The organism is Streptomyces sp. NPDC007896 (assembly GCF_042959425.1).
Lineage (GTDB): Bacteria > Actinomycetota > Actinomycetes > Streptomycetales > Streptomycetaceae > Streptomyces.
Map to the genome: position 1 here is coordinate 406778 of NZ_JBIBKX010000006.1, position 14903 is coordinate 421680.

13 protein-coding genes are annotated in these 14903 nt (G+C 70.5%); 9 read left to right on the forward strand and 4 right to left on the reverse strand.

Annotation, left to right across the window (positions count from 1 at the left end; genetic code table 11):
• Positions 1-4 precede the first annotated feature (4 nt).
• The 5 genes from ACFZDJ_RS22025 to ACFZDJ_RS22045 all read left to right on the forward strand — a co-directional run bounded on the left by ACFZDJ_RS22025 (position 5) and on the right by ACFZDJ_RS22045 (position 3505).
• Entirely contained in the window at positions 5-397 is a 393-nt protein-coding gene (locus ACFZDJ_RS22025; protein WP_168507610.1) for a YidH family protein, read from the forward strand.
• Between the two features lie 2 nt (positions 398-399).
• Positions 400-732, forward strand: a complete 333-nt coding sequence (locus ACFZDJ_RS22030; RefSeq protein WP_384906484.1) for a DUF202 domain-containing protein — start codon at positions 400-402, stop codon at positions 730-732.
• A gap of 101 nt (positions 733-833) precedes the next feature.
• Positions 834-1130: a hypothetical protein gene (locus ACFZDJ_RS22035; RefSeq protein ID WP_168490225.1), complete on the forward strand. Its 297-nt coding sequence runs from the start codon at positions 834-836 to the stop codon at positions 1128-1130.
• A 131-nt stretch (positions 1131-1261) separates the two neighbouring features.
• The gene (locus ACFZDJ_RS22040) at positions 1262-2284 is read left to right on the forward strand and encodes a phosphotransferase family protein (RefSeq protein WP_060898796.1); all 1023 of its coding nucleotides are present in this window, start codon (positions 1262-1264) and stop codon (positions 2282-2284) included.
• Positions 2285-2290: 6 nt separating this feature from the next.
• A complete protein-coding gene (locus ACFZDJ_RS22045; RefSeq protein ID WP_212727657.1) occupies positions 2291-3505 on the forward strand; it encodes an acyl-CoA dehydrogenase family protein in 1215 nt (404 codons plus the stop codon).
• Between the two features lie 171 nt (positions 3506-3676).
• Here ACFZDJ_RS22045 and ACFZDJ_RS22050 read toward each other — a convergent pair whose 3' ends face one another.
• The 3 genes from ACFZDJ_RS22050 to ACFZDJ_RS22060 are packed head-to-tail and all read right to left on the reverse strand — an operon-like array spanning position 3677 to position 6749.
• Positions 3677-4270 (reverse strand): TetR/AcrR family transcriptional regulator, encoded by a 594-nt coding sequence (locus ACFZDJ_RS22050; RefSeq protein ID WP_266415823.1) that lies wholly within the window; start codon positions 4268-4270, stop codon positions 3677-3679.
• A gap of 56 nt (positions 4271-4326) precedes the next feature.
• Complete coding sequence (locus tag ACFZDJ_RS22055) at positions 4327-5988, reverse strand: AMP-binding protein (protein ID WP_391060867.1); 1662 nt, start codon at positions 5986-5988, stop codon at positions 4327-4329.
• Positions 5985-6749 (reverse strand): SDR family NAD(P)-dependent oxidoreductase, encoded by a 765-nt coding sequence (locus ACFZDJ_RS22060; RefSeq protein WP_391060869.1) that lies wholly within the window; start codon positions 6747-6749, stop codon positions 5985-5987. The genes ACFZDJ_RS22055 and ACFZDJ_RS22060 overlap by 4 nt, the downstream gene beginning before the upstream one ends.
• 252 nt (positions 6750-7001) lie before the next feature.
• On the opposite strand from ACFZDJ_RS22060, the gene ACFZDJ_RS22065 reads away from it, so the two are divergent.
• Positions 7002-8246 carry an exo-beta-N-acetylmuramidase NamZ domain-containing protein gene (locus ACFZDJ_RS22065; protein WP_391060871.1) on the forward strand — a complete coding sequence of 415 codons (1245 nt, stop codon included), beginning with the start codon at positions 7002-7004 and terminating at the stop codon, positions 8244-8246.
• 110 nt (positions 8247-8356) lie between these two features.
• A complete protein-coding gene (locus tag ACFZDJ_RS22070; RefSeq protein ID WP_385381484.1) occupies positions 8357-9691 on the forward strand; it encodes a serine-threonine protein kinase in 1335 nt (444 codons plus the stop codon).
• A gap of 34 nt (positions 9692-9725) precedes the next feature.
• Here ACFZDJ_RS22070 and ACFZDJ_RS22075 read toward each other — a convergent pair whose 3' ends face one another.
• Complete coding sequence (locus ACFZDJ_RS22075) at positions 9726-12518, reverse strand: penicillin acylase family protein (protein WP_390934055.1); 2793 nt, start codon at positions 12516-12518, stop codon at positions 9726-9728.
• A gap of 357 nt (positions 12519-12875) precedes the next feature.
• On the opposite strand from ACFZDJ_RS22075, the gene ACFZDJ_RS22080 reads away from it, so the two are divergent.
• The gene (locus ACFZDJ_RS22080) at positions 12876-13478 is read left to right on the forward strand and encodes a hypothetical protein (RefSeq protein ID WP_168507626.1); all 603 of its coding nucleotides are present in this window, start codon (positions 12876-12878) and stop codon (positions 13476-13478) included.
• Between the two features lie 311 nt (positions 13479-13789).
• The gene (locus ACFZDJ_RS22085) at positions 13790-14857 is read left to right on the forward strand and encodes an RNA ligase (ATP) (protein WP_390934054.1); all 1068 of its coding nucleotides are present in this window, start codon (positions 13790-13792) and stop codon (positions 14855-14857) included.
• Positions 14858-14903: the final 46 nt, after the last annotated feature.

The window sequence follows — 14903 nt, forward strand, 5'->3', positions numbered from 1 at the left end:
TGGCGTGATCGAATTCGTACGGAACGTCCGGCTGTGGTTCGCGCCCGAGGAGGTCCGGCAGGAGGGCGTCACACCCGACTACCGGTTCTCGCTGGCGAACGAGCGGACCTTCCTCGCCTGGCTGCGCACCGCGCTGGCGCTGATCGGCGGGGGCTTCGCCGTGGATCAGTTCCTGCCGGACCTGCGCTGGGGCTGGCGGGTCGGCCTCGCGCTGGCCCTGCTGGCGGCGGGCGTGCTCTGCTCGCTGCGCGCCGTCAATCACTGGGTGCGCTGCGAGCGCGCGATGCGCCACGGGGAGGACCTTCCGGTGTCGCGCTTCCCGGCGCTGCTGAGCATCGCCGTCGCGATCGTGGCCATCGCGATGGTCGTCGTCGTCCTCGTCGGCTGGGAAGGGTGACCGTGCCCGGCCCGCAGCACCCTGCCGAGCGGGACCCCGGGCTGCAGCCGGAGCGTACGCGGCTCGCGTGGCGGCGTACGACCCTGTCGAGCACCGTCGCCGCGGTCCTCGCGGCGAAGGCGGCACTGCACGGCGGCCCGTCAGCGCTCGACGTGGCGGCCTGCGCCCTGTGCTGCGCGCTGTGGCTGGGCCTCCTGGCGCTCGCGCACCGGCGTATCCGGGTGCTCGCGACGTCCGGCACCGACGGCCCGCCCGCACTCACGCCGCGGCACGCGACGGCGGCGACCCTGTGCACCGTCGCCCTGGCCGTGTGCGCGGTGGCACTGGTGTTCTAAACCGGACCGAATGGGGCGTAATGGTGCAAATAGTGACGGATGCGGTTCTTTCTGGCGTTAGCCTGAGCCGTCATTTCACGCCACTCACGAAGGTGAGCAACATGACCACCCTTCACCTGGAGCACCCGACCCACGAGCACACCCACGGCCCGGACTGCGGGCACACCGCCGTGCCGCACGGGGACCACGTCGACTACGCCCACGACGGACATCTGCACCGGGAGCACTCCGGGCACTGGGACGAGTGCGAGCCGAGCGGTCACACGGCGCACGACGAGCACGGCCACCGGCACGGCGAGGGCTGCGGGCACCCCACGGTCGCGCACGGCGACCACGTCGACTACCTGCACGACGGCCACCGCCACGCCGAGCACGACGGCCACTGGGACGACCACTAGAGGCAAGCACGCCCGGCGTCTCCCCCGGCCCCCGGAGGGAGACGCCGATCACGTTTCGCCCGGGCGCTGGACGACATACCGACTGGTCGGCATCATGGTCATGTCCCGTTTCCCGGCGTGCAGGAGAAATGATGAGTCCCGACCACCCGCCAGGTCTCGACCTCGACCGACTGCGTGGCCTGCTCGACGGCGAGCGGCCCGGTCTGGTGCACGGCCCGCTGACCGGCCGGCTGATCGAGGGCGGACGGTCGAACCTCACGTACGCGGTCACGGACGGCACCACGAGCTGGGTCGTGCGACGGCCCCCGCTCGGGCACGTACTGGCCACCGCGCACGACATGAAGCGCGAGCACCGGGTCATCAGCGCGCTGCACCCGACCGCCGTCCCCGTACCGCGTCCGGTGCTGCTGTGCGAGGACGAGGAGGTGCTGGGCGCGCCCTTCTACGTCATGGAGTTCGTGGTCGGCACCCCGTACCGCACCGCCGAGCAGCTCGCCCCGCTCGGCCCGGAGCGCACCCGGGACGCGGTGCTCGGGCTCGTCGACACGCTCGTCGAGCTGCACGCCGTCGACCCCGCCGCCGTGGGCCTCGCCGACTTCGGGCGCCCCGAGGGCTTCCTCGACCGGCAACTGCGCCGATGGGGCAAGCAGCTGGACGCCTCCAGGAACCGTGAGCTCGCCGGGATCGACGAACTGCACGCCGCCCTCGGCCGTGAGCTGCCGCACTCCCCCGCACCCTCCGTCGTGCACGGCGACTACCGGCTCGACAACGTGCTGATCGGCGAGGACGACCGGATCAAGGCGATCCTGGACTGGGAGATGTCCACGCTCGGCGATCCGCTCACCGACCTGGGCCTGCTGGTGATGTACAGCGCGCCGCTGGACCTGCCCGACTCCCCCATCAGCACGACCGCCTCGGCCGCCGGGCACCCGGACCCGGCCGAGATCGTCGAACGGTACGCCGCGCGCTCGGGTCGCGACGTGTCCGACGTCGCCTGGTACACCGCGTTCGCCTGGTTCAAGCTCGCCGTGATCCTGGAGGGCATCCACTACCGCTACACGCTCGGCCAGACGGTCGGCGCCGGCTTCGACCGCATCGGTGAACTGGTCCCGTTCTTCATCGAGCACGGACTGACCACTCTTCAGGAAGGCTGATCCGTCATGGACTTCGCATTCGACGCGCGCACCGAGGAACTGCGCGGGAAGCTGCTCGCCTTCATGGACGAGTACGTCTACCCGGCGGAGGCGGTGGCGGAGGAGCAGCGCGCCTCACTGGCCTCGCCGTGGGACACGCCCGCCGTGGTCGGGGAGTTGAAGGCGGAGGCCCGCAGGCAGGGCCTGTGGAATCTCTTCCTGCCCGACGCGGAGTACGGCGCCGGGCTCACCAACCTCCAGTACGCGCCGCTCGCCGAGATCACCGGCCGCAGCCCGCACCTGGCGCCCACCGCGCTGAACTGCGCCGCGCCGGACACCGGCAACATGGAGGTGCTCGCGCAGTTCGGCGACGAGCAGCAGAAGAAGCAGTGGCTGGAGCCGCTGCTCGCCGGTGAGATCCGCTCGGCGTTCGCGATGACCGAGCCGGAGGTGGCCTCCTCCGACGCCACCAACATCACCACGCTCATCGAGCGCGACGGTGACGAGTACGTGATCACCGGCCGCAAGTGGTACATCTCCGGGGCGATGAACCCCGACTGCAAGATCTTCATCGTGATGGGCAAGACGGACCCGGACGGGCCGGACATCCGCCGCCAGCAGTCCATGGTCCTGGTCCCGCGCGACACCCCGGGGCTCGAAGTCCGGCGCGCCATGCAGGTGTACGGCTACGAGGACCACTCCCACGGCGGGCACGCGGAGGTCGTCTTCGACCATGTCCGTGTCCCGGTGAGCAACCTCGTCGGCGAGGAGGGCGGCGGCTTCGCCATCGCCCAGGCGCGGCTCGGCCCGGGCCGCATCCACCACTGCATGCGGCTGATCGGCATGGCCGAGCGTGCGATCGAGCTGATGTGCCGCCGGGCCGTGTCCCGTACGGCCTTCGGCAAGCCGCTCGCCCAGCAGGGCGTGGTCCAGAACTGGATCGCGGACGCGCGCGTCGCCGTCGAACAGCTCCGTCTCCTGGTCCTGAAGACCGCCTGGATGATGGACACCGTCGGCAACAGGGGCGCCCACACCGAGATCCAGGCCATCAAGATCGCCACCCCGCGCACGGTCGTCGACATCCTCGACAAGGCGGTCCAGCTGCACGGTGCGGGCGGTGTCAGTCAGGACTTCCCGCTGGCCGAGCTGTGGGCGAGCGCGCGCACGCTGAAGCTCGCGGACGGCCCGGACGAGGTGCACCAGCGGTCGCTGGCGCGACGGGAGATCAAGAAGTACGTGTGACCGTCCGGTCCGGTGGGGCGGTGACGGGCTTCTCGCCCCCGCCGCCCCTGCCCATTCCCGTCCCCTGAGGGCTGCGCCCCCAGACCCCCGCAAAAGACGCGCAGTTCCCCGCGCCCCTGAAGGGACGCGGGGAACTGCGCGACAGGGCCCCACCCACCCGCAGCCGAAAGGCTATGGCCGCAACGCGCGCAGCAGCAGGTCCGCCAGGTGGTCGGCGACCTGCTGGGGGGTGAGGGGGCCGTCGGGGCGGTACCAGGTCGACAGGTGGTGCACCGAGCCGAAGTGGTAGTCGACGACCAGGTCGGCCGGGGTGGCGGTGGAGAAGACGCCCTTCTTCTGGCCCTCCTCCACTAGCGCGCGGAAGCGTTCGTGGTAGCGGCGGCGCTCGGCGCGCACCTGCTTGTCCTTCTCGGGGCTGAGGTGGTGCATGGAGCGGAAGAAGATCGCCGCGTCGTCGAGGTTGTCGATCGTGGTGACGACGACGTCGGCGGCGGCACCCCGCAACCGCTCCTCGACCGGCGCGTCGGCATCGGCGAACGCGTCCAGCCGCTCCTGCTGAAGCCGCAGCACACGCGCGTACACCTCGTGCAGGAGATCGTCCTTGGAGCCGAAGTAGTGGTACAGCGCGCCCTTGGTGACGCCCGCCGCCTCCACGATCTCCTGCACGGATGTGCGGTCGTAGCCCTGCTCGGCGAAGAGCCTGGTGGCGGCGGCCAAGAGCCGCTGCGGGACGGGCGTACCGTCTCCGTCCGTCGTCCTGGGCACTGCCGCCACCTGCCTTTCAAGCGTTTGTCCGGTGAAACGCGTCGTCTACTGGTCGTCTACTGAGAGTCCTGGGGACGGGAACGCAGTTCCCGACGGAGGATCTTGCCACTCGCCGTCTTCGGCAGCTCGGGCAGGATCTCCACATGCCGCGGATACTTGTAGGCGGCCAGTCTCTCCTTGCAGTACGCGGCGAGCGCGTCGGGGTCCTCGTCCGCGCCGGGCCGCAGGCTGATGTAGGCCTTCACGGTCTCGCCGCGGTAGCCGTCGGGGATGCCGACGACGGCCGCCTCCCGGACCGAGGGGTGCGTGTAGAGCACGTCCTCGACCTCTCGGGGCCACACCTTGAAGCCGGACGCGTTGATCATGTCCTTCTTGCGGTCGACGACGTAGAGCCAGCCCTCGGAGTCCATGAATCCGATGTCGCCGGTGCGCAGCTCACCGTCCGGGAAGGTCTCGGCGGTGGCTTCGGGGCGGTGCCAGTAGCCGGGCACGACCTGGGGGCCTCGTACGAGGATCTCGCCCTGCTCGCCGAACGGCACCTCCTGGCCCTGGTCGTCGACGATGCGTACGACCGTGTCGGGGCCCGGCACACCGACGGCCAGCGTGCCCGAGACCGGGTCGACGGGAGCCTCCCGGCCCGGCGGTACGGAGGCGCAGGGCGCGGTGCACTCGGTGAGTCCGTAGCCGTTGCGGATGTAGGGCCCGAAGCCCGCCCGGAACTTCTCCACCAGGGCCGGCGGCAGTGGCGCGCCGCCCGAGGAGATGTTCATGAAGGAGGCGAAGTGGTCCGGCGTGACCGCCGGATGCGCCGCCAGTGCCATGAAGGCGGTCGACGGGCCGACCGTGTACAGCGGCCTGTGCTCGGCGAACGCGTCGAGGACGACCCCCGCCTCGAAGCGGTAGGCGAGGACGAGCGTGCCCGCGCTGTTGAGGCAGGCGGCGAGCTGGCAGACCATCCCGGTGATGTGGAACAGGGGCGCCATCGCGAAGTAGACGGGCGCCTCGGGCAGCCCGAGGCCCGTCCGCTGCCGCTCGGCGTTGTACATGATGTTGCCGTGCGTGTTGGTGGCCCCCTTGGGGGTGCCGCTCGTCCCCGAGGTGTAGCTGATCAGCGCGATGTCGGAGGACTCCGCGTCACGCCCCGCGGGGGCCTTGTGGCCCGCCCGGGCGACCGTCGCCAGATCGTCGGCGTCCGCGGCGTGCGGCAGCCGCTCGAAGGTCAGCACACGCGCGTCACCCCGAGTCTGGAAGTCCAACTCACAGCCGGTGAGGACGACACTCACGGCCGAGTCGGCGGCCGTCTCGCGCAGATACGACTCCCACGCGCGGTCGGAGCACACCAGGGCGCGTACGTCCGCGTCGTGCAGGACGTGGCGGACCTCTCCCGACTTGTACATCGGGTTGACCGGCACGACGGTCGCGCCCGCCTTCCAGGCGCCGAGCAGCGCGAGCACGAAGTGCGGGGAGTTCTGGAGCAGGATCGCGACGCGGTCGCCGCGCTCCAGACCGCGGGCGGCGAGGTGCCCGGCGACGGAGTCGCTCAGCTCGTCCACCTCGCGGTAGCTCAGCCGCCCGTCGAAGTAGGCGAGCGCGGCGCGGTCCGGGGCGTCCGCCACGGCGCCGCGCAGGGCGTGCACCAGGGAGTCGGCCGGGCTCACCGGGCCGCTCTGGGCGTCGTTGAGCAGGTCCACCCAAGGGCGGTCGGCGTAGGTGGTCACCGGGTCGCCTCCCACTTCTGCTGGATGTGGTTCATGTTCGACAGCCAGTGGTCCGGTTGGGTGGCGCGCACCTGGTAGTACCCGGCGACCTCGGGGTGCGGCAGGATCAGGAAGCGGTCCTCCTCGATCCCCGCGAACAGCGCGTCCGCGACGGCCTCCGGCTCGATGGCGGTCGGCTGGAGGACCAGGTCGCCCGCACTGCCGGTGGCGTCGAGCATGTCGGTGCGCACGCCCTGCGGACAGATCGCGTGCACCTTCAGACCGCGGTGGCGGTACGTCAGCGACAGCCACTCGGCGAAGGCGTACGCGCCGTGCTTGGTGACGCTGTAGGGCGCGGCGCCGATCATGGTGAGCAGTCCGGCGGCGGAGACGGTGGAGACGAACCGGCCGCTGCCGCGCTCCAGCCAAGCCGGGAGCAGCTCCTGGGCCGCCCGGACGTGCGCCATCACGTTGACGTCCCAGGCGAGCGCCCAGACCTTCTCGTCGGCCGACTCACTGCCGGCCGAGGGGAGGCCCGCGTTGGCGCAGTAGACGTCGATGGTGCCTCCGAGGGCGTCCCGGGCCTCGGCCACGATCGTGGACGCGTCGCCGGGAACCGCGATTGCCCCGATCTCCTCGGCCACGGCCTTCGCCTTGGCGGCGTCCAGGTCGTTGACGACGACCCGGGCCCCCTCGGCGGCGAATCGACGGGCCAGCGCGGCCCCGATGCCGCCTCCGGCCCCGGTGACGACCACTCCCGCATCCTGCACGGCTTCCACCATCGGTCTCCTTCGACACGACGCGACACAACACGGCTCAGCTGCGACCCCAGACTAACCAGTCGGTATGTAGCAGGGGAAGGGCCCTTTGACAGCTCCGGCCCGCAGGAGCGCCCCTTCGGGGGCGCGGGGCTCTGACATATGCGGCTCCGCCGCGTGGGCGCGACCAGCCACTTACGGCCTGCCGCTTACGAACCATCCGCGGGAGCACATAACGTGCCGATGCCAACCTTCCGCGATCACGGAGGTCCCCCCATGCGCCCCTCCCGCCGAGCCCTCCTGGCAGCCACGGCCACAGCCACCGCCACCCTCGCGGTAACCCCCACCCCCACCACGACGACATCCCATGCCAACCCCCTCCGCACCGGCTTCGAGCAGCTCCAGGCGAGCGGCTACGCCGCCCTCCAAGGACGGCGTGTCGGCGTCGTCACGAACCCCACCGGCGTCACCAGAGACGTTCGTCACATCGTCGACGTCATGCACGGCGACCCCCACGTCGAGCTGACCGCCGTCTTCGGCCCGGAACACGGTTTCCGCGGCACCGCGCAGGCCGGCGGCTCCGAGGGCCGCTACGACGACCCGGCGACCGGACTCCCGGTCTACGACACGTACCTCAAGAGCGGCAAGCCTCTCGCCGACGTCTTCACCGCCTCCGGCGTGGACACCGTCGTCTTCGACATCCAGGACGTGGGCGCGCGTTTCTACACGTACATCTGGACGCTGTACGACTGCATGGAGGCGGCCCGGCTCGCGGGCAAGCCCTTCGTGGTGCTGGACCGGCCGAACCCGGTGACCGGACGGGCCGCCCAGGGCCCGGTGCTGCACAAGGAGTTCGCGACGTTCGTCGGGCGCCAGCCCATCGCGCAGGCGCACGGGATGACGGTGGCGGAGCTGGCGCGGCTGTTCAACGGGGAGTTCCTGGCGGCGCCGGTGGAGCTGACCACCGTACTGATGTCGGGCTGGAAGCGGTCGGACTTCTACGACGCCTCCGGCCTGCCCTGGGTGCCGCCGAGCCCGAACATGCCGACGGCCGACACCGCCCTGGTGTACTCCGGGACATGTCTCTTCGAGGGGACCAACCTGTCGGAGGGGCGCGGTACGACACGCCCGTTCGAACTGCTGGGCGCGGAGGGCATCGACGGCCGATGGGCTCTGGAGGCGAACCGGCTCAAGGTCCCGGGCGTGCTCTTCAGGGAGGCGTATTTCGCTCCGACCTTCTCCAAGTTCCAGGGAAAGACGATCGGCGGCGTGCAGATCCATGTGCACGACCGGGCCGCGTACGACCCCGTCCGCACCGGAATCGCGCTCCTGGTGACCGCCAAGAAGGTCTGGAGCGACTTCGCCTGGCGCTCGGACAACTGGATCGACAAGCTGACCGGCTCCACGAGCGTGCGCACGATGATCGACGCGGGGGCGACGGCCGACGAGGTCGTGGCCGCCTGGCAGGACGAGCTGAAGGCCTTCCAGCGGATCCGGAAGGAATATCTTCTCTACGGATGAGCGGAAAGAACTTCTTTTCCCCGGTTGAGTCGTGACGTATGGCCAATCTTCGCCCCCGGTAGGACGATGCGCCCACATCGCACCGCCTTCGGGGGACGAGGGGGCTTGCCATGGCGGATCCGGCAGTCAGTGTTTCTCCCTACTGGGAGCTGACCTTCGACGCGGACGGGGACGTGGACGGCCGGGAAAGGGACCGGCTGCTCGCGGAGGTGCCCCGGCGCGGAGTGCGTGATCTGATCGTCTTCGCGCACGGCTGGAACAACGACCGTTCCGGCGCGACCCGCCTCTACAGCCAGTTCTTCGCGCCCGTCCCGGACCTCGCGCCGCACGCGCGTCTGGGCTACGTCGGTGTGGTGTGGCCCTCGATGCGGTTCTCGGACGAACCGATCCCCGACTTTCCCCGGTCGGTGGCCGCCGCGGTCTCCACCGACGTGCCCGCCGCCGCCCGCGCCGCGCTCGACAAGGACACCCGGCACGCGCTCCTGGAGGTGTTTCCGGGGCGGGCGACGGTCGTCGAGCAGATCGCGCGTCTGCTGGACCAACAGCCGGACGAGGGAGCCTCGTTGGAGGAGTTCGGGCGTCTGGTGCGGCTGCTCGTGGAAGTACCGCCGCAGGGACCGCAGGCCGCCTTCGCCTCGGACACGCTCGGGGAGGGCACGCCGCAGGGCGACCCCGCGATGCTCTTCGGGGACACGGCCACGGTGTGCGGCGAGTTCGCCGAGGCGCTGGCCGGGATGACGGCGCCCGGCGAGACCTTCACGCTGCCGCGGCCCTGGGACGGGGCGCGTGAACTGCTGCGCCAGGCCACGTACTACGCCATGAAGCGGCGCGCCGGCACGGTGGGTGAGCGTGGGCTCGGGCGCGCGCTCGGGCAGCTCGCGGCCGCCGCGCCCGGGGTGCGCGTGCACCTGGTCGGGCACAGCTTCGGCGGACGGCTGGTCTCCTTCGCACTGCGCGGACTGCCCGAGGGCGTGCGCACGGTGAAGTCCGTGACGCTGCTCCAAGGGGCCTTCTCGCACTACGCGTTCGCCGCGCAACTGCCCGGCGACCCGCGGACGAGCGGCGCGCTGCACGGTCTGCAGAGCCGCGTCGACGGCCCCCTGGTGTGCTGCTACTCCCACTTCGACACGGCGCTCGGCACGATCTATCCGCTGGCCTCCCGGATGGCGGACGACGATCGTTCCGTGCTGGGGATCGACCTCGACCCCGGACATCTCCTGGGTGCCCGCTGGGGCGCGATGGGACACGACGGGGTGCAGGCGGTGGAGGGCACGAAGACGTTCACGCTCGCCGACGCGCTGCGCGCGAAGCTGCCGGTGTCGGGGTGCGTGAACGTCGACGCGTGCGCGGTGGTGAACCGCGGCGGGCCCCCGTGCGGGGCCCACAGCGACATCTGCCACCGGGAGTTGGCCCAGGTGGTGCTGGCGGCGGGCCGCGTTCAATGACCCGCCGCCGGGGAGTCTCCGAAGCGCCCCGGGGTCACCGGTGCGACGTGTACTCCACCACCTGCTGGTAGGTCGGCCGGTTCTGCCAGGTGATCTTGCCGTGCTTGATACCGCCGAGCGTCCGCTGGACGATCGAGTCGGCACACCACTGGTCGCCCGCCGAGCACTGGTCGTCGCCCGGGTAGACCTGGGCGGCGGTCAGACCGGCCGCCGTCTTGAGTGTGCTGATCAGGGCGTCCCGGCAGGCGCTGAGGCTGCCGCCGCCGCAGTACTTCTGCGACAGTCCGCCCTGCACCGACTCACCGAGGACCGCCCGGATGTCCTTGTCGACATAGCTCCACCAGCCGTACTGGAAGGAGCTTCCGGCGTGCGCGCCGGTCGGGCCGTGCGCGGCCGACGGGGACTCGTCGATGGGCAGGTTGTTGGAGAAGGCCGTGTACAGGTCGGTGCCGAGACCGGGTTCGAACTCGGCCTTCACCAGCAGCGGCCACCAGGCGTCCAGGATGCGGATCGCGTCGGCGTTGGCGTAGGCCTTCGAGCCGGCCGAGGTCTCCTTGCGCTTGGCTCCGGCCGTCACCCAGTCGGACAGCTTGGTCACCGCCGCCGCGGCCGTGGTGTCCGTGACCGTCGAACTGTTGATGACCTTCAGCAGCTTCGGCAGCACGTCCTCGGCCCGCAGATCGGCCAGCGCGGCGTCGGCCATCGCCTTGGTGAGCGAGGACCTGGTCACCCCGCCCGCGGCGACCAGTTTCTTCACCCGGTCCTCCAGGAGGTTCCCGCGGTGCACGGAACCGTCGCCCCAGGGAGCCGTGGTGTAGTCCTTGGCCTGCTTGTTGTTCCAGGAGATGTAATAGTCCTGGTCGATGGAGTTGGGGTGCGCGGACGGCGGGGTGTACGAGGCCGTGTTCGTCGTCGGGTTCCAGTTCTGCCACTCGTACGCGGCCTGCGCCCAGACCGGGAACTCGGCGTCGACGCCGGCCGCCCGCACCGGGTTGTCACCGCTGTTGTAGTACGCGGTGTGCGAGGAGTCGGCGTAGAACCAGTTGAAGGTGTAGTTGATGTGCTGCACCGCGCTCTGGAACGTCCCCGGGCTCTTCACGTAGTCCGGGTCGTTGAGCATCTGGAAGCCGATGATCGAGTCGGCCTCGTGCATGTAGGAGGAGCGCAGGGTCGTGTACGCGACCTTCTTGCCGCCGACCGTCGCGCGGTACTCCACGGGACCGTACTTGGTCCGGTAGACCTGCATACGGTACGAGCCCGCCGCGGTGCCGTCGGCCGTGGTCGGCTTCCAGGAGTTGGTCCGCTCGACCTTGTCCATGGCGGTGCAGGTGCCGTGGTACAGGTAGTGGATGTCGTCCTGGCACAGTTCGACGGCGTACGTGTCGATGATGTCCTGGCCGGAGGTCGTCGCGCTCCAGGAGTAGTCCTGGCCGCGTCCGAGTTCGACGTACATGCTCAGGCCCGCGAAGGAGGCGCCGCGCGCGCTGAGGCCTGGTCCCTGGATTTCCTGGAGCATGAGGAGCTGTGGCGCGAAGTAGCCGGTCTGCGGCCCGAAGACGGCGATGGGGTGACCGCTGGCGGTGTACTTGCCGCTCACCACGAGGGCGTTGGACATCCCGCGCTTCGCGGAGGTGAGGGTGGTGGCGGCCGCCGTCGCCGAGGCGCTGGTGGCCGTCGCGGTGGCCGCGCTGCCGGTGCGGTCGTAGACCAGTGGCTCCTGGGTCACCGAGCCGGCGTCGGGCAGGGCCTCGCCCTGCGCGGTGTCGGGCTTCGAGGCGTACGGGAAGCTCTCGCCGTTGTGGACGGTGAGCACCGCCTCGGGATCGTTGCGCTCGCGGAAGGACTCCCAGACCTTGGTGCCCTCGGTCACGCCGTACTTGGACTGGGCGGCCAGCAGCGAGAGGGCGTTGTTGACCTCGCCGCCGCCTCCGGAGCCGAAGAGCGAGCCGATGACGGAGGCCAGCGCGACCAGGTCGGTGATCTTGAAGTGGTCGATGGTGCCGGCGTTGGTGATGGAGTCCTTGTGGCCGGTCAGGACGTACTCACCGGGGAAGTAGCGGCCGCTGTCGGAGGCGTCGATGTACGCGTTGATGCCGTCGATGTAGGCGTTGGCGTCGGTGAGGGCCTGCTGACCGCGGGCGCCGTTGTTCGCGATGGCGTTGTCGATCTGGGTCTGCAGATCGGCCTCGGTGTAGGGCGCGTTGCGCCAGAACTCCTGCTCCAGGCCCTGGTTGGAGGAGGCACCGCCGGCGAAGGAGGTCAGCTGGCCGCGGCCGACGTGCCGGAAGACGTCCATCAGCCACAGCCGGTCCTGGGCGGCGGCGTACCCGGCGCCGTACTCGGTGCCGTAGCGGGTGGTGCCGGTGATGTGCGGCACACCGGTCTTCTTGTCGCGGACGATCGTCACGTCGCTGCGGCCGCCGGGCGCGGTGGTGGAGGCGACCTGGTCGGAGGCGACCCCGAAGGACGCGTCGTTGAAGAAGTCGTTGATCTTGGCGTCGGTGAGTGTGGCGGCGCCCGAGGCCAGGTTGTTGTAGGGACCGAGCTGGTCCTCGGCGTGGTCGGGCTGGATGCCGAAGGCCTGGTTGAGGAGGATCTGGGCGAGGGTGGCGTTGCCGTTCTGACCGGGCGGGAGGATGTCGGAACACTGGCCGCCGCAGTAGTCGTTGGCGGCGAGCGCGGCCGTGCTGTCGGCGGCCGCCGCCTGGGTCAGCGGGGACAGCAGGGCGGCTATGAGAGCACAGATGGACGCCGCCCCCAGGAACTTGGGGAATCTGCGGGGAGTTCTCAGTCTGTCGAGTGCGGTGCGTGCGGTGCGCCGTGGCATGGCTGCTCCTACCGACGGGGGTGGGCCGGACGTTACCGCCGGTATCCCCGAGTTGGAAGATGAACATGCGTCAACTTTTCAACGATCACTGAGCTGTTCAGAGGTCACGAGCCGTTTAGAGATCGACGGGCCATGCGGAGCCGGCGACACCCCGGCACCCCGGCCCACGGGCTTTTCAACAGGTGACTGACAGCGAAGGGAGGTAGGCCGGAGGGAGTTCGGCCGGTGACTTATGGCGCTCATCGGAAATTGGATGGAGCCGAATCGCGTGTCGATACGTCTACTCGGCGACGTCCCTGGGACGGCAACGCCGAAGTGACCGAAGTACAGGTGCAGGTGTGACGGAGGTGCAGGGCGATGGCGGGTTTTCGGAGTCTGGCGAGACAGGTGCGAGATCCGAGGAATGATCTGGCACTGCGACGCTATTCACTGCGCAAGTGCCTGGAGAGGTTCGCCCCTTACGGGCATCGGGCAACCTGGGACCACCTCTGCTCCCGGGCCGGGTTCGGTCCCGAGGACCGGTCCCCCGATCCAGCGCGGCTCGTGGCCGCACTGGACGAGTTGGAGGAGGCCCGCTCCGTCTGGCTCGCCTACGAGGTCGAGTTCGCCGAGCGCCGCAAGAAGGAGAAGCACGACGGGCTGCGCCGGCCGGGCAGCGTGGACGACTGGCATCGGCTGACCTGGGGCGGATTCGGCGTCGCGTGGTGCGACGATCCGCGGATCCACCCCCACGAATCACTGGCCGAGGTGCTGCGCCGGCTGATCGCCGCGCTGGAGCGCGAGCCGGGCACGGTCTGCCCGGTCTGCACCCGTGAGCGCCTCACCTGGAAGTACGACCTGGCCCACGAACCGTCGTCGGGTCCCGTCTGCACGGGTTGCGGAATCGTCGTACCGCGGCCCGTCCTCACGCCCGATGCGCTGGCGGAGGCCAGGCGCGTGCGGTTGCTGGTCTCTGCGTGAGCGCTCCGCCGGGTTGAACCGGGGGGCGGGGATCGGCGGTCGGCGGTCGGCGGTCGGCGGTCGGAGTGAGGCTCGGGGGCGAGGTCGGCCGGGTTACGGGAACTGCGGGTGAGTCGTCGGCTGCGGGATTGCCCGTGGCTGGGCGCGCAGTTCCCCGCGCCCCTGGCGGGGCGCCGACCTCGACGGGGGCTGAAGACAGCCGGTGGGCCGACGCTAGCAGGCGCAAATCCGTTCGCTCCAGCTCTTTCTCCTCGGGACAGTTGGGCTCGATGAAACCCCGTTGAGGTACCCGCGGAACCCGAGGAGTCCCGATGTCGACGCTGCGCGTCACCGCCGAAGTGCTGACCGTCCATGAACACCCGAACGCCGACGCGCTCGAACTGGCCCAGGTGGGCCTGTACCGAGCCGTCGTCGCCAAGGACGCCTACCGCACCGGCGAGAGTGCCGTCTACATCCCCGAGCAGTCCGTGCTCCCCACCACTCTCATCGAGGAGCTGGGCCTGACCGGACGCCTCGCGGGCCCCGGTTCGGACCGCGTCAAGGCCGTACGCCTGCGCGGTGAGCTGTCGCAGGGCATCGTCTGCCGCCCCAAGGCGCTGGCCGACGTCGACCTGGCGCGGGCCGCCGCGGACGGCACCGACTTCGCCGAGGCGCTCGGCATCGTCAAGTGGGTGCCGCCGATCCCGCCCGCCATGAACGGCGACGTCGAGTCCGCGCCCGATCTGCTGCCCTGGGTCGACATCGAGAACGTCCAGCGGTACCCGGACATCTTCGCGCCGGGCGAGAACGTCGTCCTGACGGAGAAGCTGCACGGCTCGGCCTGCCTGCTGACCCACGTCGCCGACCAGGACCGCGTGTACGTCTCCTCCAAGGGCTTCGGCGCCAAGTCCCTGGCCCTCAAGGAGGATCCCCGCAATCTGTACTGGCGCGCCGTCCACGCCCACCGCGTCGCGGCCGCCGCGGCCCGGCTCGCCGAACGGCTCGGCGCCCGCCGGGTCGGCATCTTCGGCGAGGTGTACGGGGCGGGTGTGCAGGACCTGTCGTACGGCGCCGACGGCCGCCGCGAGTCCCTCGGCTTCGCCGTGTTCGACGTGTCCGCGGAGATCGCCGGCGAGGTCCGCTGGCTGGACGCGGCGGCGCTCCTCGACGGCGAACTGCCGCTGGTGCCACGGCTGTACGAGGGGCCCTACGACATCGACCGCGTCCTGGAGGTCGCCTCGGGCCGGGAGACCGTGTCCGGGCGCGCACTGCATCTGCGGGAGGGCGTCGTGATACGCCCTGCCGTCGAGCGCTACAGCCCGGTGACCGGCGGCCGGGCCATCGCGAAGGCGGTCAGCCCGGCGTATCTGACGCGCAAGGGCGGCACGGAGTACGAGTGACGGGCGGCCGGGGCGATCGCGGCACGAGAGCCGGTTCTGCCCGGCC